The organism is Psychrobacter sp. ANT_H3 (genome assembly GCF_027919975.1).
GTDB classification, from domain to species: domain Bacteria; phylum Pseudomonadota; class Gammaproteobacteria; order Pseudomonadales; family Moraxellaceae; genus Psychrobacter; species Psychrobacter maritimus.
The window spans coordinates 41,708-68,607 of the sequence record NZ_JAQISM010000026.1; the positions used below are offsets into that span (position 1 = coordinate 41,708).

Consider the following 26,900-nt stretch of genomic DNA (forward strand, 5'->3'; position numbering starts at 1 on the left):
CCAGTTACACATTATATCTTTGAGGATTTGTGACGATACCATTTTGGGCACCGGCTAATAATAGCTCGCTCATTACTAAAATTGTAAAGTGGAGATACCCCCATGAAAAAACTACTTTTAGCTACAGCAATCGCTGCCCTATCTGTATCTGCAGCCAATGCAGCCCCAACTCTATATGGTAAAGCTTTTTTAGCAGCTGACTATGTTAATGCTGAGTTTGAAGGTCCTGGTTACAATTATGATGAAGATACAATAGAAATCAACTCTCATGCTTCACGTATCGGTATCAAAGGCTCTGAAGCCATGACGGCTAACACTGATGCAATCTATCAGTTGGAATACGGCACAAGCATCGATGGTGATAGAGACGGTTTCACTAACCGCGATACATATCTTGGTGTTGTAAACAAACAGTTCGGTGAATTCCGCGTTGGTAAAAACCAATCTACTTTAGACAGAATTAACAACGTTGTCACTGCTGACAGCGGCTATTGGGATAACCTAGGTAGAAATAAATTAGAAAACGGCGCTGTTGAAGCACTGAATATGGCTGATAGTAATCGTATCAAAAGCTCAATCATTTGGACTGCGCCAAAATACGATGGTCTGCCATTAGAGATTTCTGCAATGTACAACTCTGATGATCAGAATCGCAATGACAACTCTGGCTTTGGTGTTGCTGCTATGTTTGATCAAGGTACAGGCTTCACAGCTGGCGTTGCTTATGACAAAGATCAGAATATTCTTGGTGATATCATCCGTGGTACTGCAACTGTTGATCTAGGTAAATTCATGGCAGCTCCTGTTACTCTAGGCGCTTTATATCAAGTAGCTGATTTTGATTACTCTCGCGATACTAAGAAAGAGAAAGGTTTGATTGTTAGTGCGGCAATGCCTTTAACTAACTTTGCTCGTCCAGCTTCTATCTATGCACAGTACAACAAAACTGATAACTTAGACGGTTGGAATAACGCTGATTCAGATCAAATCGTTGTTGGTGGTAAGTACTTCTTTAAAGACAACATGATCATGCATGCTTACGCTGGTGTGAATAACGCTGAAAACGTTAAGGCTGCATATAAGAGTGGCGAAGATAGTTTAGGTAGAAATGAATACACTGTTATCGATGGCGATGCTGATATATTCGTAATTGGTACTGGTCTAGAATACAAATTCTAATCTAAGCATTAGAATCTGACTCTAAAAAAACTCATCCTTCGGGGTGAGTTTTTTTGTTGTGACCTTTTTAAAGCTGCAGTGGGTTATAATAGCTACGTATTTACGATGACTACGCACTTAAGATGACTAAGCGTTAAAAACTGAGTGTTTTAAAGAGTTTGCGCTTTTGCCCTATATTTTGTGGCGTATTTTTAGTAAAATCCTTCTTTACCAATTACCGACAGAGTACTATGACCAAGTTTATATTTGTGACCGGTGGGGTAGTGTCCTCACTAGGAAAAGGTATTACCGCCGCATCCCTTGCTGCCGTGCTAGAAGCACGTGGCGTAAAAGTGACGATGACCAAAATGGATCCGTATATTAACGTCGATCCAGGTACGATGAGCCCGTTCCAGCACGGCGAAGTGTTCGTCACCGAAGATGGCGCTGAGACCGATTTAGATTTGGGCTACTATGAGCGTTTTTTGCGCCATTCAAAGATGAGTAAGAGCAACAACTTCACCAGTGGTCGTATCTATCAAAACGTTTTGAATAAAGAGCGCCGCGGTGAATATTTAGGCGGTACGGTACAGGTGATTCCGCATATCACTGATGAAATTAAAAGCAAAATTCTTGCCAGTGGCGAAGGCTATGACATCGCCATTATCGAGATTGGCGGTACAGTTGGTGATATCGAGTCACTTCCCTTTATGGAAGCCGTACGCCAAATGCAAGTAGAGCTAGGTCGCAATCGCGCCATGCTGATGCATTTAACGCTAGTACCTTATATCGCCAGTGCTGGTGAAACGAAGACTAAGCCGACCCAGCATTCAGTAAAAGAGCTGCGTTCGATCGGTTTGCAGCCTGATGTCTTAATTTGCCGCTCAGATCACCATATCTCACCAGACAATCGCCGCAAGATTGCGCTTTTTACCAACGTAGAAGAGCGTGCGGTTATCATGTGTGAAGATGCGCAAAGTATTTACCAGATTCCGCGCACCCTGCATGAGCAGGATCTTGATGACTTAATCTGTGAGCGTTTTGGTCTTGATTTACCAGAAGCGGATTTAAGCGATTGGGATAAAGTGGTTGAAGCACAGCTGAATCCTGAAGCGACGGTAACGGTAGCGATGGTTGGTAAGTATGTTGAATTGCCGGATGCCTATAAGTCTATCAATGAAGCCTTGCTACACGCTGGTATCACCCATAAAGCCGACGTGAAAATCGACTATATCGATGCTGAGCTATTAGAAACGGATGATGCTTTATTTGCCCGTCTAAACGATGCCGATGCTATTTTAGTACCGGGTGGTTTCGGTGAGCGCGGTACCAATGGCAAAATGAAAGCCATTACTTATGCGCGTGAAAATAACGTACCTTATCTTGGTATCTGCCTTGGTATGCAATTGGCTGTGATTGAGTATGCGCGCAATGTGCTACATATCGATGCCAACTCTTCTGAGTTCCATCGTACGGCGGCTGAACCTATTATTGGTCTGATTACCGAATGGTTAGATGAGCGCGGCGAATTACAGATTCGTAGCGATGATTCAGACCTTGGTGGTACTATGCGTTTAGGTGCACAGCAAGCGGAACTGGTTGCTGGTAGTAAGCTTGCCCAAATCTATGGCTCAACCAATATTACTGAGCGTCATCGCCATCGTTATGAGATGAACAATCGTTATATTGAGCCATTAGAGCAAGCAGGTATGAGCATATCAGGTTATTCGGCCAAGCAGCATTTGGTCGAATCGGTTGAGATTCCTACTCATCCTTGGTTTGTCGCGGTACAGTTTCATCCTGAATTTACCAGCTCGCCACGCGGTGGTCATCCATTGTTTAACAGCTTTGTAAAAGCAGCAAGAACCTACAGCGATAATAAATAATCGTTATCACATGACAGCTTAATCGTTATAAAAAAGACTGATTTTCGGATTGGTCTTTTTTTTTGGACTTTATTTAGCTATTTTTTAATAGCGGTTTCTAGCAATAGGGCTTTTATTAAGTAATCTACAGTATCAGCGAGATGTAATTACGCTTAGATACTTTTTTTCATGGGGCTATCGGTTACAATACGGGGGAGTAGCATTAATAATAACTGTTCGTAATAACATTAAATAACAATAATGAGGGTTACCGCTTCATGGAAAATCTATTAACGGCGCAATCACATATTCAGCTTATGACGCCAAATGGCAATACGATTAATATTGGTAATGACCAACCGTTTGTATTATTCGGTGGTATGAATGTCTTAGAGTCAAAAGAATTGGCGTTTGAAATTGCCGAGCAGTATGTTGATATATGTCAGCGTTTGGGTATCGGCTATGTTTTTAAAGCCAGTTTTGATAAAGCCAACCGTTCAAGCTTACATTCTTATAGAGGTCCGGGTTTAGAGCAAGGTATCGATTGGCTTGGGCAAATTAAAGAAAAATTCCAAGTGCCAATTATCACTGACGTCCATGAACCTTATCAAGCAGCGCCCGTCGCTGAAGTTGCTGATATTATCCAGCTGCCAGCGTTTTTATCGCGTCAGACTGACTTGGTGCATGCGATGGCAAAGACAGATGCGATTATTAATATTAAAAAAGCACAGTTTTTAGCGCCGCATGAGATGCGTCATATCGTCAATAAATGTCTTGAAGGTGGTAACGATAAGCTGATACTTTGTGAGCGCGGTAGTGCCTTTGGTTATAATAATCTGGTCGTCGATATGCTTGGTTTTGATACCATGAAGCAGATGGATATTCCGGTGTTTTTTGATGTAACCCATAGTTTGCAGCAACCGGGTGCGCGTAGTGATAGTGCCGGCGGACGCCGTGAGCAAATCACAACGCTTGCCCGCGCAGGTATGGCTACAGGACTAGCTGGATTATTCTTAGAGGCGCATCCAAATCCAGAAGTTGCAAAATGTGATGGCCCGTGTGCGTTGCGAACCAGTCAGTTAGAGCCGTTTTTACTTCAGCTAAAGCAGATCGATGATTTGGTTAAAGGCTTTGAGGTATTGGATACGCATTAATGATGTTAACAATGATATCGATGAGAGGGTAAGACGATGGCGATTAAAATAGCGCAGGTAAGTATCGAAAATATCGATGATACCGAAGGGCTTGAGAGCGTGATGACAGCGCTAAAAAATATTACCGGTGTCACTGAAATTGAGCTGGAGCCTGAAAATGGTGTTGCCTTTATTCGTTATGATGATACGCAAACGACCATCCATGCTTTCGTTGCAGCAATCAGTATGGTCGATTACGTCACTCAGCCGTTTCCTATCGATGCCCCGCAAAATCCACGTTATCAGGATTAGTGGTGAGGCACTGATAGAGAAGATGCACTTTCATAAAGCGGTTTCGTAAAGATACGAGCAATCAAACTTGTTGTTCAGCTTAATTGGGCTTATGCTAGTTCAATGCTGCAATGACTGTATTTAGAAAACAGCGATGACAGCAGTTTATTAAAGCTATAAAAATACTCACTCATAAAAACTCAGTTATAAAAATAAGGAGCCTCTCATGGCAAACCAAACCCGTGTTATTAAGATTGATGGCATGACTTGTGGCGGCTGTGTGGCAAGCGTCCATAATGCCACCGCCGATATCGATGGTTTAGATGATATCAGTATCGAGCTTGCAGACAATCAAGCGACAGTCACCTTTGATGATAGCAAAACCAGTGCAGAAGTCATTGCTGCTGCTATCGATGAGGCAGGCTTCGATGCAACCGTTGCTAACTCGTAAGCATTGTCATTTAGTTAAGTAAACCAGCTATCATGGCTGGTTTTTTAATGGATATTTAAATGGAATTTTTAATAGACAGTCATTATTTATACATATTAAGTTGCTTCTATCACTGTGCTGAGCGTTATTAAGCTGTAGAGAGTGACATACTTGAATAGCCAATATTCGTATCCATTTAATATTTAGTATCCATTAAGATTCATATTTAATTTTAAAACGCTTTACTTGTTTCATTTAGATTTCCCCTCCACTGATATTTTTATGGCCATATCAATTGATAAACGCTATAACGCGCTATAACGCAACAACGAGTTCTATTTATGAATGATTCTACCCGTACCAGCAATGACAAGTCCTATGATGTTGAAACTGATATTCAGTCCAATACGACGACATCGCCTACGCGTGCACACTTGCAACTGGCCATTGATGGAATGACGTGTCAGGCCTGTGCCTCAAGAATCGAGAAGGTACTAAACAAAAAACCATCGGTATATGAGGTGAGTGTAAACTTCGCTGGCGAGACTGCCAATGTTGATTATGACCCAACGCAGACCACACCTGAGCAGGTCACAGAATGGGTAAATAAAACCGGTTTCGTGGCCAATTTACAAGCAGCCGATAGTTTGTTTGCACAAACAGACGAGGATACCGCGACTGAATATCCGTGGCGCTTGATTGGTTTATGGGTTTGCTTGCTGCCGTTTTTAGTTGGTATGGCCGGCATGCTTATTGGGCAAGGTATGGCGTGGATGCCACCGGTTTGGATTCAGTTTATCCTAGCCACGATTGTACAGTTTGGATTGGCATTACCCTTTTACAAAAGCGCTTGGGCATCTATTAAAGGTGGTCTTGCCAATATGGACGTACTGGTGGTCATCGGTACGGTGACTATTTGGGCGTATTCAACGTATCTATGGCTGACCCATGGCGATGGTACTTTAAACAGTCTATTGCAAAGTGGGCATGCAGGTGGACACGGCCCAGCAGTGTATTTTGAAGCAGGCGTAATGGTCATTGCCTTTGTGCGTACGGGTAAATATCTTGAAGAGCGCACCAAAAAGCATAGCTTAAACAGTATTGATTTATTATTGTCTTTAACGCCTGATGAAGTCGAGCAGCAGCAGCCGAATGGCGACTTTCATAATGTCGCGCTGCAAGATGTACAAGTAGGCGATATCTTGCGTGCTAAGCAAGGCAGCCGTGTGGCAACCGATGGGACAGTTATCGATGGTAGCGGCTGGTGTGTGGAGAGTCATTTAACGGGCGAGTCCGTACCGCTCAAAAAAGAAGTAGGTGATGGACTGCTAGCAGGCGCTCTCGTTGAAAACGGCAGCTTACTCTATCGCGTTAGTGCTAAAGGTAGCGATACGAAGCTCGGTGATATGGTACAAGCGCTCAGTGATGCGCAAGGCTCAAAAGCCAATTTAGCGCGCCTTGCTGATAGAGTAACGGCTATTTTTGTTCCTGTCGTGGTGACGATTGCCTTGATCACCTTTGGGCTGACATGGTGGCTAACGGGTATGATTGATACGGCGTTAATGCATGCCGTGTCGGTATTGGTCATTGCTTGCCCATGTGCGCTTGGTTTGGCCACGCCAGCCGCTATTATGGCTGGTATGGGTGTTGCCGCGCGTCATGGAGTTTGGTTCAAAGACGCGCAAAGCTTAGAGGCGGCAGGCAATATCGATACCGTTGTTTTGGATAAGACAGGCACATTAACCATCGGTAAGCCGACCATCGTTGATAATGTGATGGTAGATAAATCACTAGCCGTCGATGATGTGCTGCAAATTGCCGCAAGTGTTGAGGCGCATGCCAGCCATCCATTAGCGACGGCATTGATTAACGCGGCTACTGAACGAAACTTGCCATTGATGAATGTCACTGATATCAGTGTGATAAAGGGCGCTGGTATACAAGCAAATATCGAAGGCTTAGGCTTAATAAAGGTTGGTAGCGCAGAGTTTGCTAATTTGACTCTACCAAAGCTGATGCCAAAAGTATGGCAAATCGCCAGTACGGTCGCTATTAGTATTAACGATGAGCCGCTCGGTGCTTTTGCCCTTGCTGATGACTTAAAGGATGACACGCCGCAAGCCATAAGAGCGCTACAAGATGCTGGCATCAATGTCATTTTGATGAGTGGTGATAAGCAATCGGTCGTTGACCATGTAGCAGGGCAGTTAGGTATCGAGCAAGCTTACGGTAAAATGAGCCCACGTGACAAAGCCAGCCAAATTGCTTTATTGCAAACGGCGGGTCATAAAGTTGCCATGGCAGGGGACGGCGTCAATGATGCGCCAGCGATGGCTACCGCTGATGCCAGCTTTGCCATGTTTGAAGGTACGGATGTCGCCCAGCACAGTGCTTCTGCGCGCTTGATGGGCGAGTCACTCATGCATATCGATGCAGCGCAAAAAATTGCGAATGCCACGGTGCGTAATATCAAACAGAATCTATTCTTTGCGTTTATTTATAATTGCCTTGGTATTCCGCTTGCCGCTTTTGGCTTTTTAAATCCTATGATTGCCGCGGCTGCAATGGCGCTCAGCTCTATTTCGGTATTAATGAACGCGTTACGTTTGACACGATTTAAAACCGAGGTTGAACTGAATAACACCGTCTCTGGCGCACATAGCAATAGCAAACGTTTAACAAAAGCGTAAGCGTTATATCACTATTAATAACGGCACTAACAAAACGCTTTGATAACGACTACTATCGCTGCTCATATAGGTTTTTATGGGCGCAAGTTGGTGTAAGATAAGGGAAGTTTGGCAAAATTTATGCTATGATGCCAAGCATTATAGCCGACGCTTAAAGTGCCAAACCAACTTTTCACTATTCGCAAAATCATGCGCTAAATAAGCGGGTTGTATCACTGGTATCAGATGATATAAATCGTATAAACAGGCAAGACTGGTTTGGGTATATTCGCTATACGATATTTTTTATCTTTTTTGTATTCTAGTTGCCGTTATTTATCCCACAAACTTGGCATGACCAAAGGAATTAACAGACATTATGTACGCTGAAGAAACCACCAACGTCACCGCAATTAAAGACATTCGCGCTCGTGAGATTTTAGACTCGCGCGGTAACCCAACGATTGAAGCCGATGTAATCCTAGCTGATGGCACTATCGGCCGTGCTGCTGCCCCAAGTGGCGCCTCTACTGGCTCACGTGAAGCGCTTGAGCTGCGTGATGGCGACAAAGATCGCTACATGGGTAAAGGCGTCAAAAAAGCCGTTGCCAACGTCAATAGCCAGATTCGCAGTGCGTTGATGGATAAAGACGTCACCGAGCAGCAAGGCATTGATGATGCGATGATTGCGCTAGATGGCACAGAAAACAAAGACAGCCTTGGCGCTAATGCCATGCTAGCAGTGTCTCTTGCGACTGCCAAAGCGGCTGCCAAGTCACAAAGTCTGCCACTACATCAGTATATCGCAAACTTGCGCAATCAGACGTCATTGACGATGCCTGTACCGATGATGAACATCTTAAACGGTGGCGAGCATGCGGATAACACGGTTGATATCCAAGAGTTTATGATTGAGCCCGTTGGTTTCACCAGCTTCTCAGAAGCCCTGCGTGCGGGTACGGAGATTTTCCACAGCTTAAAATCTGTCCTCAAATCACAAGGCTTGAATACAGCGGTTGGTGATGAAGGCGGCTTTGCACCCAACCTACGTAGCAACGAAGAAGCTATCACCGTTATCATGCAAGCGATTGAGCAAGTTGGCTATAAAGCTGGCGAAGATATTCATTTGGCTCTAGATTGCGCGGCCAGTGAATTCTATAAAGACGGTCAATATATCTTGGCAGGCGAGGGTAATAAATCCTTTGATAGCCAAGGTTTCTCTGACTATTTAGTAGGCTTGGCGCGTCAATATCCTATTATCTCTATCGAAGATGGTCTTGATGAGTCGGATTGGGATGGCTGGAAGTATTTGACTGAGCAGATTGGTGATAAGGTCCAATTGGTTGGTGATGATTTATTTGTGACTAACCCTGCTATCTTGCAAGAAGGCATTGACAAGAAAATTGCTAATGCGATTTTGATTAAGTTTAACCAAATTGGTACTTTATCAGAAACGCTAGATGCGATTTATCTGGCGAAGAAAAACGGCTATGCAACGATTATCTCGCATCGTTCAGGTGAAACTGAAGACAGCACCATTGCAGATTTAGCAGTGGGTACTGCTGCTGGTCAGATTAAAACAGGTTCACTATGCCGCTCAGACCGCGTTGCAAAATACAATCAGTTATTACGTATCGAGCAACAAGTACGTGCAAGCTACCGTGGCCGTGAAGAGTTTATCGGTCTACGTGGCTAATAAGCTATACAGCTAAGCAGTTAGGCTTAAAGCTAAGCGATATATCGTCATTGATGTGATGATATATCGCTTAATAAGCCTACTTAGTTTTTTACTTTATTCTATTATCTGTTTTCTATTGTCTCTTTATCGTTTGGCGTGATCAATTTATGAAATACTTTAGCCAATTTATGCTACTTGCTTTAGCCGTTGCCGTCCTTTTAGGACTGCAATATCAGTATTGGCTGGGTGAAAACGGTCAGTTTGAGCATAATAAATTACTGACACAGATTGATGAGCAGCAGCGCTTAAATGACAACCAAGTAGCGGCAAATAATTTGCTACGCACTGACGTTCATGACTTAAAGACCGGTCTTGAAGCAGTAGAAGAGCATGCGCGCTTAGATTTGGGCTTAATTAAGCCAAATGAGACCTTTGTACAAGTATCAACAGCGCCGACGACGCACAGCCGTTATTAATCGCTCTTAATTTTACAAAATGAGTGTTTTCTACTATCTACAGTAGTCACATTATTGGTCTTAAAATATTTATTGTTAAAATCTAAACCTCTTTTTCACTTCTCCCCAGTCCTATCATCATGGAATCCAACCATGAGTATCAATCAAAACTACCTTATGAATACCACACCACATATACATGCCATGATTGTTGCTGCTGGTCGCGGTAGTCGTTTTGGTGCCTCTATCGCCAAGCAATATACCATGCTACAAGGGCAGACCTTGCTACAGCATAGCGTGGGGCGGCTTGCTAATAGTGCTTATATTGATAAGTGCTTATTGGTTATAGCGGCAGATGACAGCACGGCAAAGACACTCAATTTTACGCTGCCGATACAGTATGCCACCGGCGGCGCTGAGCGTTGGCAATCGGTACAAGCAGGGGTAGAAGCCATTCGTCAGACAGGTGCTAAAGATTCAGACTTGGTCGTGATACATGATGCTGCACGTCCTGCGGTGCCGCAACAGGATATCAATAAGGTGATTGAAGCGGCGATGCTAGAGCCTTATGGCGCTATTCTCGCCACGCCAGTAGCGGATACCTTAAAACAGTCCTACACCCAGCCTCATGCTCAATCTAAGACCACAAACGGCGTTATAGATAAGCCTGTCAATAGCAGCAGCACCCACTCTTATGCTAAGCGCACTATCGACCGTAGTCATATGTGGCAAGCACAAACGCCGCAAGTATTTCGCTTAGGTGAGTTGCAGCGAGTATTAACCTATGTTGCTGAGAATCAGCTAGAAATTACCGATGAGGCCAGCGCTTTTGAACATTTAGAGCTGCCGATTCGCTTGGTGTCTGGCAGTCGACAAAATATCAAACTGACTTATCCTGACGACGCTATCTTGCTCGCAGCGATTCTTACCGCCCAATCCTAATTATTATAGAAAGCGATAAAGCACTTATAAGAAGCGATAAAGCACTCTTCCTTTATGATTCTTATTCTCTATGTAAACTGTTTTCTATCTAACCTGTTTTCCATCTAAACTATTTTGCTATAAATTTTACTGTTCTCAATAACTAAATTGAGCGCTTATAACTTCATGCGCCTATTTTTTCTCTTTATGTCTCTAAAACTTTTAAATTGCCTATTCTAGGAAGATATATTCATATCATATTTTGCCTATAAATAATTCTAAAGCATAGCTTAGTATTAATAAGTAGAGGCTTAAGATAAACATATATTGCTTTGATGACGAAAATAGCCTATGATGTAACCAACTTAATACAATTAATATAAACATTTATAAATCAATAATATAACAAGCGGATTTGCTATCCTCAAACGTCTTGTCAGTATTTTTTATCGAAAGTTAGTATGGTTGTCTTAGCTACATTTACCTGAAAATAGGGAGAAGCTGATTGTCAACAGTCAATGATTCGACAAATCCAGTAACGCCAGATCTCTGCCAGCTTGTATATCTGAGCCACATTACGTCGACTGGTCTTGCAAGTGCGAGCACGCTTAACGACATCGCAGAAGTCGCCATTAAGCTGAACAAAGCCGATAATATTACTGGTATTCTTTGCTACGGCAACGGATACTTTTTCCAGTGTGTGGAAGGTTCTGAGCAAGCATTAACCAATCTAAAAAATCGCTTATTGGTAGATGATCGACATCAAGATTTAAAGATTTTGGATTTTTCAGCGATTGCTGAGCGGCGTTTTGCTGGCTGGTCACTACGTTCTATTACGCTTGAGCGTTGGATGGTGAATGAGCCTAAGCTTAAAGCCTTTATGCCGTTTAAGCCCAATACGTGGGGCGCTAATGAATGGCAGCGGTTTTTGGATATTCTGCAAGGTTATTATGAAGAACAAGAAAAATCCGGCGAGCTTGATACGCAGCCGATAAAATATAATACCTTAGGGGTAACCTTGGGCAAAGTAGTCGGACAGCACCAAGCCTTTTTCCTTATTCAGACCATATTGGGCGGCTTGATTGTATTGGCGCTACTTTGGCTGATGCTAGCAGATAAGATTTGGTAGGCTTTTCTAAAAAATAAAACTTATATATTAAAAAAGCCAGCATTAATCGCTGGCTTTTTGCTGTCATAAGCTTTTTGCTTTTATAAATTTATCATAAAAAGTCATCATAAACCGCTGCATTGTCACTGATACGAAATTATAACAACGCATGAGAAATGAGCAGCTATAACAACAGGCATAAAAAAAGCCCACTCACAAAAAATGTGAATGGGCTTTTTGATGGTGCGCTTATTAGTCTTATCAATGCTTTACAGCAAACTTGCTAACAAGTGACGCCAAATAGTGGCGTCCCCAGGGGGATTCGAACCCCCGTTACCGCCGTGAAAGGGCGGTGTCCTAGGCCTCTAGACGATGGGGACTAGTACAACGCTTCAGCTGCTTTCACCTTTATGCTGAAGTGGTGCGTATTCTAATGGCGTTTGCGTTTTCTGTCAAGCCTTTTTCTGCGTCTTTTTAAAATTAAATATCTTTTTTTGAGCGCGCGGCGTGGATGTAGGTCATTACGCTTTAAATGATGCCGAATCCATAATGACGTACAAGTGCTAATGGTTAAAGCGAGCAGCATATAACCGATGATGGTTGCCCATAACTTAAACTGTGGCTCCATAGCAAAGTCCCTTTTGTTAAGCTCAAATAATCCATAGCAGGTTATTAACTATAGATAGCACTATTATTTGCGTTTAACAATGGAGGGCGTGTGCTTTATGTTATTTGGTGTCGCTATCGGTTGCTTGTACGGTAGTGTCTGCGGTGCTATCTTCTGTCACCTCCGAGTTGCTCTGCTCAAGATGCATCGCATTCGATAGCATAGGGTAGCTGTTTAGGATATGACAAAACAGCTCAGCGGTCTTTTGGGTATCATAGAGCGCTGAATGAGCGTCTTTACCGTCAAAATCAATACCAGCAGCCTTACAGGCACGTGCTAATACTGTCTGTCCAAATGCTAAGGCAGACAGGGTCACGGTATCAAAGACTGAAAAATTGTGAAATGGGTTATGGTTTTTGCTATTGGTACGCAGTACTGCCGCATTTAAAAAGCCCAAGTCAAAATGCGCATTGTGGCCGATAAGGACGCATTGGCGGCAGTCTTCAGTACGGCGCACTTCCTTTAAACCTTTAAAAATACGGCGTAGCGCTGTTTTTTCATCTTCGGCAATGGCTTTACGTAGTGGGTTTTTAGGGTCAATACCGGTAAAGGCGAGGGCGCTTGGCTCAAGGTTTGCCCCTTCAAAGGGTTCGATATGAGCATTTAAAGCCTCGCCTGGATAAAACACGCCCTGCTCATTTAGCAACACAGGAATACAGGCAATCTCTAATAATGCATCAGTTTGCGCATTAAAGCCGGCCGTTTCGACATCGACGACGACAGGCAAGAACTTACGAAAACGCTCTTTTAAGGTCATAGGCGCTTGTTCATCTGTGTTGCCATCGGTCGTGTTGGTTACATTGCTAGGATTAGTGACATTGCTAGTATTGTTTGCGTTATTTTCAGGTAGGGCGGCATCGTTTTGAATGGTCATATCAAGTTAAATCGCTTTTATCAGTCGTGCTGTGGCATTGAAGTAAAAAATTAAGTTAAAGAATTAAAGTAAAAATAGCTAAAAAATAAACATACTATGATGCGAGTATTGCTTTTGCTAATGGAGTTGCCTTTTAGCAGAGGTGCATTGTCTATCATAGGATGTAGCCCTAAATAAAATAAGTACAAATATTATAATACGCTACTGGTATAAATTTTCCTTGCTTGCTGTGCGCTTTGCACTCCAGAGGCTGCGCACAATTTATACCAGTAGCACGATGTTTATTTTATAGGGGATCGAATAGATAATAGAGACGCAGGCAGTTTTACGTCATCACTATTAGGCTTTAATAGACCAAGGTAATATCTCGCCCGCCATTAATGGCGTTAACGACGAGCCATCAAAGTAAGGGTAGTCGGTTGGTACTTGCATCGGCGTATTGATCAAAGTAATGGTGCTTTCGTGGACTGGTAAGCCATAGAATTGAGCGCCAAAGCGGCTCGCAAACCCTTCAAGCTTATCAATTTTACCGACACTATCAAAAGCGGTGGCATATAGCGGTAGCGCATTAGCGGCGCTATAACAGCCGGCACAGCCGCAAGCAGATTCTTTTGCGTTCGTTGCATGAGGCGCAGAATCTGTGCCTAAAAAGAATTTCGGATTGCCACTGGTGGCAACATCTAACAATACTTTTTGATGGCTTTCACGCTTCAAAATAGGCAAGCAATAAAAATGCGGCTTAATACCACCGACCAATAAATGATTGCGGTTAAACATCAGATGTTGCGGCGTAATGGTGGCAGCAACTTGGTTACCTTGGGCTAAAACAAAGTCAGCGGCATCACTGGTGGTGATATGTTCCATTACAATTTTCATGGTTGGAAATTTGACAATGATTTGTGCCAATACTTCGTCTAAAAAGCGTTTTTCGCGGTCGAAAATATCGACATGGTCGTGAGTCACTTCACCATGTAGCAGTAATGGCAGATTATATTTTTCTAACGCTTCAAAGATATCGACGCGGGCATTGATATCAGTAACGCCATCAGCAGAGTTGGTGGTTGCGCCAGCAGGGTAGAGCTTGACCGCTTGGACGATACCTGATTTTGCCGCCATTTCGATATCATGGGCGCTGGTGTTATCCGTGAGATACAAGGTCATCCGTGGGTCAAAAGCTGCTTTGCGCTCAGCGCTCAAATTACTTGCTTCTAGCTGCTGCATGATACGCGCACGGTAAGCATGAGCATCATCGACATTTTTAACAGGTGGCACAAGGTTTGGCATGCAGATGACGCGGTTAAAGCTTTGGGCGGCATGCGGAACGGTGGTTGCTAACGCTTTATCATCGCGCAAATGAATATGCCAATCATCTGGCTGCAGGATGGTTAATTCTCTAATCGAATCAGTCATGGTGTCATCGCGCTCTATATCGTCATATACGGGAGTGAAGGGGGGAGTCTTGCTGTGCTGCTATCATAACAGATTTGCCTACCTGACTAAATATGCGGAAAAATATCTGTACATAAATGATAAGCGATTTTTACCGGATTAACTTTTGCCAGAGTTTTAAGAACGTTGTTAAAAACGAGGGTTGTTTAATGAGGGTTGTTTACAGCGACTGTTATTTGAAATAACCGGATTTATAGAATTAACCTCAAATATAAGGGAAAACCCAGCGCCTGATGGCAGTGCCACTTTTGCCGTTAGTAAATATGATGTACACTGAGCAGGCAATCTATCTTTTATTGATTTCATCCCATCATTCGCATTTTACGTCCCATTAAATGTATTCGATAATAAATTCTTATATTAGGAGTTCTTCATGGCTCAGCTTGATCCAAAAACTATTAATAAAATCGTCTTGGCATATTCAGGTGGTCTTGACACCTCAATTATCGCCAGATGGCTACAAGAAACCTATGATGCAGAAGTGATTACTTTCACCGCTGACATTGGTCAAGGTGAAGAAGTTGAGCCTGCGCGCGCCAAAGCTGAAGCGATGGGTATCAAGCATATCCATATCGAAGACTTACGTGAAGAATTTGCCCGTGATTACGTATTCCCAATGTTCCGCGCCAATGCCATCTATGAAGGCGAGTATCTGCTAGGGACTTCTATTGCGCGTCCATTAATTGCTAAGCGCTTGGTTGAAATTGCTAAAGAACATAACGCCGATGCTATTAGCCATGGTGCGACCGGTAAAGGTAACGACCAAGTACGTTTTGAGCTTGGCGCGGTTGCTTTGTCTCCTGATGTAGTCACCATTGCGCCATGGCGTGAGTGGGATTTATCGAGCCGTGAAAGCTTGATGAAATATGCTGAAGAACATAATATTTCTATCGATTATGCCGGCAATAAGAAAAAATCTCCGTATTCAATGGACGCCAACTTACTGCATATCTCATATGAAGGCGGCATCTTAGAAGATCCATACGCCGAAGCAGAAGACGATATGTGGCGCTGGTCAGTTAGCCCAGAAGAAGCACCTGACGAAGCACAATATCTAGAATTAGAATACAAACAAGGCGACATTGTTGCTATCGATGGTGAAGCGCTTAAGCCTTATGAAGTGATGATTAAGCTTAATGAGATTGGCGGTAAGCATGGTATCGGTCGTTTAGATATCGTCGAAAACCGTTATGTCGGTATGAAGTCACGCGGCTGCTATGAAACCCCAGCGGGTACTATTATGCTAAAAGCGCACCGCGGTATCGAATCATTGACGCTTGACCGTGAAGCGGCGCATCTAAAAGATGAGCTGATGCCACGTTACGCTAAGATTATCTATAACGGTTATTGGTTCAGCCCTGAGCGCATGATGCTACAAGCCTTGATTGACAAATCACAAGAATATGTCAACGGTACCGTACGCGTTAAATTATATAAAGGTGCGGTAAGCGTAGTCGGTCGTAAGTCAGATGATTCATTGTTCGATGAAAAAATCGCCACTTTTGAAGATGATGCGGGCGCTTATGATCAAAAAGACGCCGAAGGTTTCATCCGTTTAAATGGTCTGCGTTTGGCGATTGAAGCCAGCCGTGGTCGTGATTTATCGAAGTAAGCCAGATTTGCGGTAGTCAATTTGAGACATGGACGATACGTTAATAGTCACGTGCGACTGTTATAAATTTTCCTTGCTTGCTGTTATCACAGAGGCTACGAAAAATTCATTCCAGTCGCACTATATTGATTTTAAAGTCAGTCTACTATCGACATAACATAAGCAAGAAGAAATAAAAAAGGCGCTATTAAGATAGCGCCTTTTTTTATAAATTTTCTGAAGATTTTTTTCTACTTTAAAGGTTATATATGAATTCTGCTCATTGAGCCGTTTTTGCTTCTTCAGCACCATCTTCATCATCGTCTACCATGACGATAGCCACATCCTGCTGTTGACGCTCCTTGATAAGGTCTTGTTCAATTACTTCTTCTGTCGCCAGTAACACGCCATCAGATTTTTGGCTTTGATATTTAAGAGCAGCAAGCCCGCCAAGCACCCCGATAACAGCTATAATAATCAAGATAACGGGATTTTTCCAGAGAGGCATAGGCGCGTCGTATTCAATGGGCTTTTCACTGGTGGTGGTCGGCGTATTGTCGTTATTGCTACCGATTAGACCCAAACTGACCAAAGGTGGTTTCGGTGCGCTGGCAGGTTCGGAGGTAATACGTAGGCGATTACGCTGCAAGTATATTTCTGAAATTTTAGCCAATTGCAGCAACCAGCGTTGGTGCGGTAAGCTGATAGCGGTCATTTCTGCAAACATCAATAAGTCATTATGTTTGCCTTGCTGAGCATTTGCAGATGAGCGCCCGATGACTTTTAAATAATTACCCGTCGCCAGTTGCATGTCTTGCACCGGCTCATGACGTTCAGGTTTAAATGTTGTCAATTCATGCCAGTAAGGGTTGAAAGTTGGTGGCGTGCTAGCGAGCTGCTCTATACTTAATAAGGTACGTTCTGTATTGGGGCTATTCTCGACTTCTGCTTTTATTTCTGCTGCCGAGTCCAAAATGCCTTCTGTCGGCGCAGTTAATTTTTTATCTTCATTAGCTTCATTCGATTCGATAGAAGTTGGTTCATTGGCGGCAAAACGAGCAGCTGATAAAAACTGCGGTTGTAAGGCAAACCATTTATCCATCTCGTCGTTATCAAGTTGGCTATATTCGGCTAAAATAGCCAGCTCGCGTAAGACAATCACGCATAGAGAAGTGAGCAGTATCTGCACTTGCGATGTCGTCGCGTCAATCTGTTTGGCAATGTCTTCACTGGCCTTAATCACGCGAGCATTATCATAAAATATCGCATCCGCCGCTTCATGGCGATGATATAACGTCGCATTGATGGTGGAAAAATTCATCGAGTTATATTGGCGCAGCTCTTTGACCGCGCCGCGCCCAAACAGCTTTTTGCTCACGGCTTGCCCATCATTATGCTGCTGATAAGCAAGCAAGGCACTGACAATGGCTTGCAAGCTGGCATCCATCGCCAAGCGCGCTTGCGGTAATGAAAGCTTGGCCGCATCTGCCAATAAGGACACCATCGGCTTGGTATCTTGATAGAGAAAATCATACATCGACACACGTGTCGGTGAAATAGTCGTCATAATCTGCTAGCATCAAAAAGTGTGCCCCTATATTACGGTGCCAAAAGCCTTGATACAATCCCTTAATAATAGAAAAATTCAATCAACTTACTCATCACGCGGTCAATAATGACATCCATTAGATGAATGATCGTTGGAATCCCTTTATGACAAATAATGAAAACTTTAACAAAAAATCTGATGTGCATTTAGTGATTAATATTGCTCAGCAAATGCTCACGCTCTATGAATACGATAAAGAAGTGACTCAATATACAGTGTCTACTGCTAAAAATGGCATAGGCAGTCAGCAAGATAGCGGCTGCACGCCCCTTGGTAAACATTTTATCGCCAAGAAAATCGGCGCAAATGAACCTATGAATGCGGTATTCATTGGCCGTGTTCCTACGGGCGAGATATATAGTGCAGAGCTTGGCAAGCGCCATCCTGAGCGCGATTGGATATTAAGCCGTATTCTCTGGTTAAGTGGACTGGAAGAAGGAGTCAATAAAGGCAGCAATAGCCAAGGTGGCTGTGATACCTATCAGCGCTATATTTATATCCATGGTACGCCAGACAGCGAGCCGATGGGCGCGCCACTCTCACATGGCTGCATACGTATGCGTAATGAGGATATTATGGAATTATTTGAGAGAGTGGAAGAGGGTACAGCAGTGACGATTATCGCTAATTAGCTGCTATTTATTACTCATTAAAGCTTAAGTAAAACAGAATAACTTTATAGAGTGATTGATAAAATAAACTTTATAGAGTCTAGACGTTATTTAGTATATTGATATAATAGCCTCCTTGTTAATATCAACGTGTCATGCCAAATACGGCACGTTTAACCTACATTCTATTATAATTATCAGGATAATGATGATGTCTAAAGAAAGTCTAGTCACTTTACAACAAGCCTTTGATGAACGCCGTTCGGTATATGCTTTGGGCAATGAGCTACCAGTGGAGCCACAAGCGATTGTAAATATGGCCGAGCGTGTTTTATTGCATACGCCTTCTGCTTTTAATTCACAGTCTTCGCGCTTGGTCGTACTATTTGGTGCCGAGCATCAGCAGCTATGGGATATCGCTGAAGAGAAACTGCGTGCAGCTGTCGGTGATGGCGACTTTTCTGGCAGTAAGCAAAAGCTAGACGGCTTCCGTGCTGCCGTGGGTACTGTGCTGTTTTATGAAGATAAAAACGTGACTCAATCGCTGCAAGAGCAATTTGCGTTATATGCAGACAGATTCCCCGTTTGGGCTCAGCAAACCTCGGCCATGCATCAATATGCCATGTGGACAGAGCTACGTACCTTGAACGTTGGTGCCAACCTACAGCACTACAATCCGCTTGTTGATGAAGATGCCGCTAAGGCTTTTGCTATCCCAGATAGTTGGGAATTGGTCGCGCAAATGCCGTTTGGCAACATTGTTGAGCCTGCTGGCGAGAAAACCTATCAGCCAGTTAATGAGCGTATGAAAGTGTTAGGTTTATAAGAGCACTAAGTTTATAAAAAAGACAGCCCATATATAATGAGCTGTCTTTTTTATGCTAAGATTTTTATTTAAAGCTTTGTTTGTTTTAAGCTTCGCTCATGCTTTTATCAGTATTTTTACCAAAATATTGAGCTGTCTATCACTTTAGCCAAGCGTTTTTCGCTGCGCTTATGGTCTCTTGTTAGCATGGCTGCAAACCAACCAGCGCCATATAGCCCATTGCTATCTGTCTCTGATTTCAACTGATAGCGCTGTTGATACATTATATGATTGCGATAGTGATTCAAAGCTGTTTGCGCTTTGACCAAACGTTTTAGCCAGCGCTTGGTTTTCTTTTTTGACTTTTTCTTCTCTAATAATGGCGCAGCAAACTCACTGATATAAAGTAAGGTTGTTAACTGCTGATGCAGCTTATGCATTGCTTGCTCTGCATCCTTGTCATCTATATCACTATTTTCTATATCGTCATTTTCTACATCAAGTTTTTTTGAGTTGATACTTTCTGAATTGACGTTTTCTAAGTCAGTAATTTCTAAGTCACTATCTTCTGAATCAACACTTTGTGACTCATCATTCTTTAAATCATTATTTTCTATAGTGATGCTATCTGAGTCAGCACCCTTTTTACTCTGTAGCGTTTGCGCCACTTTTCCAAGCTTTGCATACTGTTTAGATAGCGTTTTTGCCAGCTTATCGATGACGGGTTTATCCGCTTGCGGTTCAAGGCTTGGGTCGCTCATGGTAAAGGCAATCAGCTCAAGTAAGGTCAGCTGAAAATCATTGGCACCGACGGCATCTTTTGGGGTAATCTTGAGCGTATCAATGTCAGCTGTCCAATCGACGATAGGTGCGCCGTGCTGTTGTAACTCAGGCTCTATATCGGAGGCGAGATAGGCAAGCTTTTGGTAGTCATTAATTAAAGCCGCTGTTTGTTTTACTATCGGCAGCCAGTCTGGATTGATTTCGTCAGAATAGCTGGCGAATGCTTGTAGGGCAGCTTGCAAGCGGGCAATGCCAATGTACAGTTGCAGGATATGGTCATCATCTTCGCTGCCCGCGACGATAGCACTGCTGTTTGGTAGTATTTGCAACAGACAGTTATGCACTACTGCCCGTATAAATGCCGGCATGCTGCTGTCTTTGTTGATAGTCAGCTGGTCAAGGTCAGCACTGACGGCTGGGCTATGATGTTGCCCTGTAATCAGCAAGCTACCGCGCTCAGCCTTGGTCACAGTAGACAGGCAAAGCTTATAGCGTTTACACCAAGTTTTAGCCGTGGTAAATAAAAAGTCTATATCGCCTGATATTAGCTCAAACTCAATTTCTTGAATAGCGTCGCGCTGGCTATCATCATTACCGTGGATAATCTCTCCACAATCATATGCCATCTCGATATGGTTATTTGCTTCATCGTCACTCTCATCTACCAGCAATCGTGTGGTGCGCTCGACATCGGTCACGTATAACCGAGTAAGATCTTTGGCCAGTTTTTTTAGTTTAAATTCAGCCAAAGCAGGAGCGACAGAGGTGTTTTTATAAATGCTTAAATCGGGCATAAGCGTATTACTATCGAGCATTGCCTGTACCTGCTCATTATCCAGTGGCGCATTGTGCTCTAAACGTGCCGCAATACCGTCGCCACCCGCTTTGATGGTCTGTACCCATGCATCGCCTTCTTTACGAATACGTAAGCCAATACCCGCCTGTGCAAGCTGTTGGTCAGGGGTGTCGTAATAATGAGCCGCCAGTTGCGTTACTTCAGATGATTTGACTTGTGCTTGACGCAGCAAGCCTTTTAGTCGTGATTCTGGTACCAAAAACTTTAGCTCTATCTCTTGCATGATGGCTCCCGATTATTTTAATACTATGTAAATTATTATCTAAGTGATTACCATCGTATGAAAGCTATCGGTGAATAACAAGTAAAACTTTTGTTTTGGTTGACTCAAGTAATAGAAGTGCTGAGTAAATGAATGGCAGTTAATGAAACGATTGCTTAAGTAGCACTGTTATTGCAGGAGATGGGGTTATATATAGCGCATAAAAAAGCCGCCCTACAAGGTAGGACGGCTTTTCTTAAAACTTTTACTTATAAAATGTACTTATAAGTGGTCGGACATTAGAACTGGTTCATCGTGTTCTTGCCGCCGCCAGCTTTAAGGGCGTTTTCACCAGAGAAGATTTCTTTGTGATCATCGCCAAGGTCAGAACCGGCCATTGCTTGGTGCTTAACACAAGCGATGCCTTCACGGATTTCTTTACGTTGTACGCCAGCTGCATAAGCAAGCATACCGTCATCACCGAAATAGCCTTTAGCAAGTTCATGAACGCTAAGAGCAGTAGTGTGATAAGTAGGTAGCGTGATTAAGTGATGGAATACACCTGCTTCACGTGATGCATCACGTTGGAAGTTTCTAGCCGCTTCGTCAGCTGCTGTATCAAGTTCAGTACCATCGTAATCAGCACTCATCAAGTCATCTTTATTGTATGCAGAGATGTCTTTGCCTTCTTCTTCCCACTGAGCGATGATTTGCTTACGGAAGTTAAGCGTCCAGTTGAATGATGGGCTGTTGTTGTATACAAGCTTGGCTTTAGGCTGTTGCTCTTTGATACGGTCAACCATCATTTTGATGTGTTCTACGTCTGGCGTTGGTGTTTCGATCCATAGTAGATCAGCACCGTTTTCTAGAGCAGTGACACAGTCAAGGACAACGCGGTCGATGTTCGTTTCTTCACGGAACTGATATAGACCGTTTGGCAAGCGAACTGGACGTACTAGTTTGCCGTTGTGCTTAAGTAAGCTGTCGTTTTCTTTTGCATTTTCTAAAGTCACTTCTTCCATTTCGATGAAGTCGATGTATTTAGAAGCAAGGTCGCCTGGCTCATTTGATACTGGGATTTTTTGCGTTAGTGATGCGCCTTCAGAGTCAGTACGAGCAACGATGATGCCGTCTTCAACACCTAGCTCTAGGAATGCATAACGAATAGCATTTAGTTTAGAGATGAAGTCTTCATGCGGTACCGTTACTTTACCAGCTTGGTGACCACATTGCTTAGCATCAGATACTTGGTTTTCAACCTGAATAGCACAAGCACCAGCTTCGATCATTTGCTTAGTTAGCAAGTAAGTCGCTTCTTCGTTACCGAAACCTGCATCGATGTCAGCAATGATTGGCACAACGTGTGAATCAAAGTTTTCGATTTTTTCTAGGATAGCTGAAGTGTCTTGACCGGCTTCTTCTGCAGCGTTTAGCTCACGGAAGTAGTCGTTTAGTACTTTAGCATCAGCTTGACGTAAGAAGGTATAGATTTCTTCGATTAGCTTAGGTACAGAGGTTTTTTCGTGCATAGATTGGTCAGGAAGAGGACCAAACTCAGAACGTAGAGCTGCAACCATCCAACCTGATAGGTAGATATAAGTTTTTGACGTCGTACCAAAGTATTTTTTCTTAGCGTACATAGTTTGCTGGGCAACAAAACCATGCCATGCACCTAAAGACTGCGTGTACTGAGACGTATCATTGTCATAGTCTTCCATATCTTGACGCATGATTTTTGCAGTATATTTTGCGATATCTAAACCGGTTTTAAAACGGTTTTGTGACATCATACGTGCCGCATCAGTCTCGCTAATGTTCTGCCAGTTACCGTGCTTTTGCTTTAATTCACGTACTAAATCGATCGCTGATTTATATGCAGTTGACATCTATAGTCTCCTTGGTGGGGTGTAAAAAACGAAAATTTAATTGTTAACACAATTAAAGATGGGGCAACTAACTTTTTATCTTAATAAATAAGTATCTTACTAACTTTGTATTTTACTAAAACCTAAACCTAAACCTAAACCTAATTCTTATCGTCACTATATCAAGCTTGTATGACATCAAATATGACAGTTTGCGTGATATAGCCAATTTAATATCGTTAAAACTAGGTTGCCGCTTAATCATTCAGCCTTACTTACCCTAAACAAACCTGCCTATTAATACAAGGCGATTGCTGAACTTGTCAGTTAAAAATTATTCAGTTAAAAGCTAGTGGGTAAAAATATGTGCTGACTATCAAATGATTATAGTTAAGTGACCGTAGCTAGCTGATAGTGAGTGACGATAGCTAAATGATAGCGGTAGTAATTGAAAATCTTCTATGCTTAAAAAGCTTCTATATAATGTTTAAGCAATTATGGGTTAGCAGTGTCATATTTGGTGATAAGAGATGTTACAATAATCGATGCTGTCTCTAAGACAGGCGATGACACGATAATTTATGATGGCTCATTGCCCATTTAATCGTATTCTGCTATCACGACTCATCTTCAAAATACTTTTATTATTAAGCGGTTAGACTCACTACATTTAACGCTCAGAGCGGATTTTTGTGGTCTTCACTGTATTTGGTCTACGGCAATCACTATAACTGCCTTACCAAGATTTATCTAATTTATGATTGTTATCTTGGGTATTTTATGTGCTTATAGTATATATAAAACAATGGCTTATGCTGGTTAAATTGAGTTATAATAAGCATATTCTAGAAAATTTTAATAAAAAATATAGTTATATTATGCTGTTATGGCAGCTTTAGTTAAAATAACAGCGCGAAAAATGCCAAGCTTGCTCAAGCTTATTGTGGTATTTATTCTAAGGCAAAGAGAAAAATATATGAATTTGCAGCGGGTTGATTTGAATTTATTGGTGCATTTAGATGTGCTGCTTCGTGAAAAAAACGTCACACGTGCTGCTGAGCAGCTTGGCATTACCCAGCCTGCGATGAGTAATATTTTGCGACGTTTACGCAAATTGTTTAATGATCCATTATTGGTACGTTCCTCAGAGGGCATGACGCCAACTGAGCGCGCACTTGAGCTACAGCCGCGTATTCGTGAGATACTGGCAGATTTGACCCAAGTCCTCGAGCCGCGTACCGAGTTTCGCCCTTATAGTACCTCGCGCGTTTTCCGTATTATGACCTCAGACTATGCTGAGGCGACTTTGGTGCCAAAGCTTGTTAAAGCGCTACGTTCTGAAGCGCCCAATGTCATTTTGGATTTCTTGACGCCATCTGACGTCTCCTATCGTGATATGGAGCAGGGTCGGGTTGATTTGGCGATTAACCGCTTTAATGAGATTCCACAAAGCTTCCATCAAGTTTTGGTTTGGCGCGATACCTTTAGCTGTTTATTGTCGTCAGAAAGCCCTTATGCCAACCGCTTTAATCTAAAAAATTATCTAAAAGCGCAGCATGTTTGGGTATCTAAAACGGGTATGGGTGTGGGCTTTGGCGTCAATCCAGAAAAATCTGGCGGACTTGGTTCTATCGATCAGGCGCTACAACGCTTAGGTCAAAAACGCCAAATCAGTGTTTTTACCCGCCATTACCAAATGCCCGCCATGCTTGCAGCCAATAAAGATTTGATTGCGACTTTGCCGACGCGGGTGGCAAAAATGCAAGCCAATAATGACAGTATTAAAATGGAAGAGCCGCCATTTTTTATCCCTGAGTTTGAGCTGACCATGGCGTGGTCGCCCTTATTGCAACATCATCCAGCCCATCGCTGGTTGCGCCAACTTATCATGCATGTGGCCCGTCAAATCGTCGATGAAGAAGACAATCCACCGCAAGAAATACCGATTATTAATCATTTGTTTTAATACACTAATAATAAAAATAGCATTTAATAAATGAATAAAACCAGCCCATCTCTTATGTGCTGGTTTTTTTATGCCCATTAGACACTCAGGCTTTATTGATTTGGTTTAAGCTATTTATTTACAGCAAAGTTTGCATGATATTTATCAATGACACACTGTTAACATCTCATCCACACTTCTTCATAACTTGTAAAACTATGGTCAAATCCTTTTGTTATGATAGATGCACATTAAGTAAAAAGACAATTGCCACAAGCATTGTTAAGGAATAGTAGCTAATCGTTAGCTCCTTTAACTATTATCTCTTAATACAGCTATCTCAATGTGAAGTGGCTTGTTCATCTCTCAATATTGTTATTTATCTAGCATAAAGACTTAGATAGTAGTTATATACAGTAATCATATTGAGTCATTTATTGATAAAACGGTTCTTAAAAAGAATCTTTATTAATCAATCATTTATTACATAATAATCAAATAAATAAGGATAATTATCATGGCAGATATTACCACTGTGAACCCAGCGACGGGTAAAGACATTAAAAACTATACTTATATGAGCAGCGATGAAGTCAATAAAATTATCGATGCCTCGCATAAAGCCTTTTCAGAATGGCGCTTGGTTAGTGCCGATGAGCGCGCCAAAGTGATTAACTCCATTGGCGAGACGCTGATGAAATATAAAGAAGAGCTTGCGAAGCTGATGACCGAGGAGCGCGGTAAGACCTTGGAGGCGAGCTTAGGTGAAGTAGATCTATGTAAAGCGATTTGTGATTTCACCGCTGGTGAAGGAATTGCCGCGCTAGCGGATGATGAGCGCGATATCGAAGGCATCAAAAAAGGTTTAATCAGCTACAATCCTATCGGTATTATCTATGGTATCCAGCCATGGAACTTTCCCGCGTATCAAGTATTCCGCTATACCATTGCCAACTTAATGGCCGGTAATAGCATCTTGCTTAAGCATGCTTCAAACGTGACGGGCTCAGGTTTGTTGATTGAAAAAATCATGCATGAGTCTGATTTGCCAAATGATTTATTCCGTACGCTCATCATTAGCCATGATCAGTCCGAAAAAGTCATTGAGCACGAAAAAGTACGTGGTGTCACCTTAACGGGTAGTGATGTCGCTGGTCGAGTGGTAGCGCAGCAAGCGGCAAAAGTGCTGAAAAAGACCGTTATGGAACTTGGTTCAAACGATGCCTTTATCGTATTAGAAGACGCCGACTTAGACTTAGCAGCCACTACTTGTGCCCACGCGCGCCTATATAACAATGGTGAGACTTGTATCGCGGCTAAGCGTTTTGTGGTCGTCGATAGTGTTTATGACAAATTCCGTGATTTGGTTATTGAGAAGTTTAAAGGCTATAAAATCGGCGATCCAATGGAAGAATCGACTGACGTAGGGCCGATGTCAAGCAGCAAGCAGCGTGATGAGTTGCATAAACAAGTGCAAGAAAGTGTCAGCAAAGGCGCAACCATTACCTTGGGCGGTGAAGTACCTGATAAGCCGGGTTCTTTTTATCCACCAACAATTCTGGAAAATATCAAACCAGACCAGCCTGCTTATAAAGACGAGCTATTTGGTCCTGTGGCAGCGCTTATTCGTGCCAAAGACCAAGATGATGCGTTCCGAATTGCCAATGACAGTCGTTATGGACTGGGCGGTGCTATCTTCTCAAAAGATGAAGAGAAGGCGATTAATTTAGCCCAGCAGCATTTTGACACGGGTATGGTTTATATCAATGGTTATAACTTAGTCAATCCAGGCTTGCCATTTGGTGGTGTTAAGGATTCAGGTTATGGTCGTGAACATGGTGGCTTTGGTATTAAAGAGTTTGTGAATATCAAAGCAGTACACGTGGTTGGTAAAAAGCCTGTTTAATTATTAGAATGTTTTAGGCTTCTAATTTT

At 42.7% G+C, this 26,900-nt stretch carries 20 protein-coding genes and 1 tRNA gene; 15 read left to right on the forward strand and 6 right to left on the reverse strand.

Going from position 1 to position 26,900, the window contains the following annotated elements:
• Nucleotides 1-102: 102 nt before the first annotated feature.
• The 10 genes from PG901_RS12160 (at nt 103) to PG901_RS12205 (ending at nt 11,729) form a co-directional block, all read left to right on the forward strand.
• Entirely contained in the window at nt 103-1,179 is a 1,077-nt protein-coding gene (locus PG901_RS12160) for a porin (protein ID WP_201628123.1), read from the forward strand.
• A gap of 230 nt (nt 1,180-1,409) precedes the next feature.
• Nucleotides 1,410-3,044 (forward strand): CTP synthase, encoded by a 1,635-nt coding sequence (locus PG901_RS12165; protein ID WP_201563085.1) that lies wholly within the window; start codon nt 1,410-1,412, stop codon nt 3,042-3,044.
• 296 nt (nt 3,045-3,340) lie between these two features.
• Nucleotides 3,341-4,177 (forward strand): 3-deoxy-8-phosphooctulonate synthase, encoded by an 837-nt coding sequence (kdsA, locus tag PG901_RS12170; protein ID WP_271134606.1) that lies wholly within the window; start codon nt 3,341-3,343, stop codon nt 4,175-4,177.
• Nucleotides 4,178-4,213: 36 nt separating this feature from the next.
• Nucleotides 4,214-4,468, forward strand: coding sequence for a heavy-metal-associated domain-containing protein (locus PG901_RS12175; protein ID WP_271134577.1), 255 nt, complete (start codon nt 4,214-4,216; stop codon nt 4,466-4,468).
• A gap of 205 nt (nt 4,469-4,673) precedes the next feature.
• The gene (locus PG901_RS12180; protein WP_201563082.1) at nt 4,674-4,898 is read left to right on the forward strand and encodes a heavy-metal-associated domain-containing protein; all 225 of its coding nucleotides are present in this window, start codon (nt 4,674-4,676) and stop codon (nt 4,896-4,898) included.
• A gap of 320 nt (nt 4,899-5,218) precedes the next feature.
• The gene (locus tag PG901_RS12185; protein WP_271134578.1) at nt 5,219-7,567 is read left to right on the forward strand and encodes a heavy metal translocating P-type ATPase; all 2,349 of its coding nucleotides are present in this window, start codon (nt 5,219-5,221) and stop codon (nt 7,565-7,567) included.
• Between the two features lie 358 nt (nt 7,568-7,925).
• Nucleotides 7,926-9,242: a phosphopyruvate hydratase gene (eno, locus tag PG901_RS12190; protein WP_201563078.1), complete on the forward strand. Its 1,317-nt coding sequence runs from the start codon at nt 7,926-7,928 to the stop codon at nt 9,240-9,242.
• Nucleotides 9,243-9,391: 149 nt separating this feature from the next.
• Entirely contained in the window at nt 9,392-9,700 is a 309-nt protein-coding gene (locus tag PG901_RS12195) for an FtsB family cell division protein (RefSeq protein WP_183620640.1), read from the forward strand.
• A gap of 132 nt (nt 9,701-9,832) precedes the next feature.
• Nucleotides 9,833-10,621, forward strand: a complete 789-nt coding sequence (gene ispD, locus PG901_RS12200; protein ID WP_271134579.1) for a 2-C-methyl-D-erythritol 4-phosphate cytidylyltransferase — start codon at nt 9,833-9,835, stop codon at nt 10,619-10,621.
• A 484-nt stretch (nt 10,622-11,105) separates the two neighbouring features.
• Nucleotides 11,106-11,729 carry a BLUF domain-containing protein gene (locus PG901_RS12205; RefSeq protein WP_201563076.1) on the forward strand — a complete coding sequence of 208 codons (624 nt, stop codon included), beginning with the start codon at nt 11,106-11,108 and terminating at the stop codon, nt 11,727-11,729.
• Between the two features lie 283 nt (nt 11,730-12,012).
• Here the strand turns inward: PG901_RS12205 and PG901_RS12210 are convergent.
• The 3 genes from PG901_RS12210 to pyrC all read right to left on the reverse strand — a co-directional run bounded on the left by PG901_RS12210 (nt 12,013) and on the right by pyrC (nt 14,659).
• Nucleotides 12,013-12,088 (reverse strand) — tRNA-Glu (locus tag PG901_RS12210).
• Nucleotides 12,089-12,436: 348 nt separating this feature from the next.
• The gene (gene rnt / locus PG901_RS12215; RefSeq protein ID WP_414706339.1) at nt 12,437-13,132 is read right to left on the reverse strand and encodes a ribonuclease T; all 696 of its coding nucleotides are present in this window, start codon (nt 13,130-13,132) and stop codon (nt 12,437-12,439) included.
• A 456-nt stretch (nt 13,133-13,588) separates the two neighbouring features.
• The gene (gene pyrC / locus PG901_RS12220; RefSeq protein ID WP_271134581.1) at nt 13,589-14,659 is read right to left on the reverse strand and encodes a dihydroorotase; all 1,071 of its coding nucleotides are present in this window, start codon (nt 14,657-14,659) and stop codon (nt 13,589-13,591) included.
• Between the two features lie 412 nt (nt 14,660-15,071).
• On the opposite strand from pyrC, the gene PG901_RS12225 reads away from it, so the two are divergent.
• On the forward strand, nt 15,072-16,310 hold the full coding sequence (locus PG901_RS12225; protein ID WP_201620143.1) for an argininosuccinate synthase: 1,239 nt from the start codon (nt 15,072-15,074) through the stop codon (nt 16,308-16,310).
• A gap of 259 nt (nt 16,311-16,569) precedes the next feature.
• Here PG901_RS12225 and PG901_RS12230 read toward each other — a convergent pair whose 3' ends face one another.
• On the reverse strand, nt 16,570-17,856 hold the full coding sequence (locus PG901_RS12230; RefSeq protein WP_271134582.1) for a hypothetical protein: 1,287 nt from the start codon (nt 17,854-17,856) through the stop codon (nt 16,570-16,572).
• 146 nt (nt 17,857-18,002) lie between these two features.
• Between PG901_RS12230 and PG901_RS12235 the strand changes: the two genes are divergently transcribed.
• A complete protein-coding gene (locus tag PG901_RS12235; RefSeq protein ID WP_271134583.1) occupies nt 18,003-18,530 on the forward strand; it encodes a L,D-transpeptidase in 528 nt (175 codons plus the stop codon).
• Nucleotides 18,531-18,720: 190 nt separating this feature from the next.
• Nucleotides 18,721-19,335 carry a nitroreductase family protein gene (locus tag PG901_RS12240; RefSeq protein ID WP_442966913.1) on the forward strand — a complete coding sequence of 205 codons (615 nt, stop codon included), beginning with the start codon at nt 18,721-18,723 and terminating at the stop codon, nt 19,333-19,335.
• A gap of 116 nt (nt 19,336-19,451) precedes the next feature.
• On the opposite strand, the gene PG901_RS12245 is transcribed toward PG901_RS12240, so the two are convergent.
• Both PG901_RS12245 and PG901_RS12250 read right to left on the reverse strand, forming a co-directional pair.
• Nucleotides 19,452-21,176 carry a CYTH and CHAD domain-containing protein gene (locus tag PG901_RS12245; RefSeq protein WP_271134585.1) on the reverse strand — a complete coding sequence of 575 codons (1,725 nt, stop codon included), beginning with the start codon at nt 21,174-21,176 and terminating at the stop codon, nt 19,452-19,454.
• A gap of 278 nt (nt 21,177-21,454) precedes the next feature.
• Entirely contained in the window at nt 21,455-23,041 is a 1,587-nt protein-coding gene (locus PG901_RS12250; protein WP_201620139.1) for an isocitrate lyase, read from the reverse strand.
• A gap of 955 nt (nt 23,042-23,996) precedes the next feature.
• Here PG901_RS12250 and PG901_RS12255 point away from each other — a divergent pair.
• The gene (locus PG901_RS12255) at nt 23,997-24,986 is read left to right on the forward strand and encodes a LysR family transcriptional regulator (protein ID WP_201563060.1); all 990 of its coding nucleotides are present in this window, start codon (nt 23,997-23,999) and stop codon (nt 24,984-24,986) included.
• Nucleotides 24,987-25,482: 496 nt separating this feature from the next.
• The gene (locus tag PG901_RS12260; protein ID WP_271134586.1) at nt 25,483-26,871 is read left to right on the forward strand and encodes an NAD-dependent succinate-semialdehyde dehydrogenase; all 1,389 of its coding nucleotides are present in this window, start codon (nt 25,483-25,485) and stop codon (nt 26,869-26,871) included.
• Nucleotides 26,872-26,900: the final 29 nt, after the last annotated feature.

Excerpts from the sequence above, each read along its gene's own strand:
- PG901_RS12160 (WP_201628123.1), top strand. The coding sequence starts at position 103 with ATGAAAAAACTACTTTTAGCTACAGCAATCGCTGCCCTATCTGTATCT.
- PG901_RS12165 (WP_201563085.1), top strand. The coding sequence starts at position 1,410 with ATGACCAAGTTTATATTTGTGACCGGTGGGGTAGTGTCCTCACTAGGA.
- kdsA (WP_271134606.1), top strand. The coding sequence starts at position 3,341 with ATGACGCCAAATGGCAATACGATTAATATTGGTAATGACCAACCGTTT.
- PG901_RS12175 (WP_271134577.1), top strand. The coding sequence starts at position 4,214 with ATGGCGATTAAAATAGCGCAGGTAAGTATCGAAAATATCGATGATACC.
- PG901_RS12180 (WP_201563082.1), top strand. The coding sequence starts at position 4,674 with ATGGCAAACCAAACCCGTGTTATTAAGATTGATGGCATGACTTGTGGC.
- PG901_RS12185 (WP_271134578.1), top strand. The coding sequence starts at position 5,219 with ATGAATGATTCTACCCGTACCAGCAATGACAAGTCCTATGATGTTGAA.
- eno (WP_201563078.1), top strand. The coding sequence starts at position 7,926 with ATGTACGCTGAAGAAACCACCAACGTCACCGCAATTAAAGACATTCGC.
- PG901_RS12195 (WP_183620640.1), top strand. The coding sequence starts at position 9,392 with ATGAAATACTTTAGCCAATTTATGCTACTTGCTTTAGCCGTTGCCGTC.
- ispD (WP_271134579.1), top strand. The coding sequence starts at position 9,833 with ATGAGTATCAATCAAAACTACCTTATGAATACCACACCACATATACAT.
- rnt (WP_414706339.1), bottom strand. The coding sequence starts at position 13,132 with ATGACCTTAAAAGAGCGTTTTCGTAAGTTCTTGCCTGTCGTCGTCGAT.
- pyrC (WP_271134581.1), bottom strand. The coding sequence starts at position 14,659 with ATGACTGATTCGATTAGAGAATTAACCATCCTGCAGCCAGATGATTGG.
- PG901_RS12225 (WP_201620143.1), top strand. The coding sequence starts at position 15,072 with ATGGCTCAGCTTGATCCAAAAACTATTAATAAAATCGTCTTGGCATAT.
- PG901_RS12230 (WP_271134582.1), bottom strand. The coding sequence starts at position 17,856 with ATGACGACTATTTCACCGACACGTGTGTCGATGTATGATTTTCTCTAT.
- PG901_RS12235 (WP_271134583.1), top strand. The coding sequence starts at position 18,003 with ATGACAAATAATGAAAACTTTAACAAAAAATCTGATGTGCATTTAGTG.
- PG901_RS12240 (WP_442966913.1), top strand. The coding sequence starts at position 18,721 with ATGTCTAAAGAAAGTCTAGTCACTTTACAACAAGCCTTTGATGAACGC.
- PG901_RS12245 (WP_271134585.1), bottom strand. The coding sequence starts at position 21,176 with ATGCAAGAGATAGAGCTAAAGTTTTTGGTACCAGAATCACGACTAAAA.
- PG901_RS12250 (WP_201620139.1), bottom strand. The coding sequence starts at position 23,041 with ATGTCAACTGCATATAAATCAGCGATCGATTTAGTACGTGAATTAAAG.
- PG901_RS12255 (WP_201563060.1), top strand. The coding sequence starts at position 23,997 with ATGAATTTGCAGCGGGTTGATTTGAATTTATTGGTGCATTTAGATGTG.
- PG901_RS12260 (WP_271134586.1), top strand. The coding sequence starts at position 25,483 with ATGGCAGATATTACCACTGTGAACCCAGCGACGGGTAAAGACATTAAA.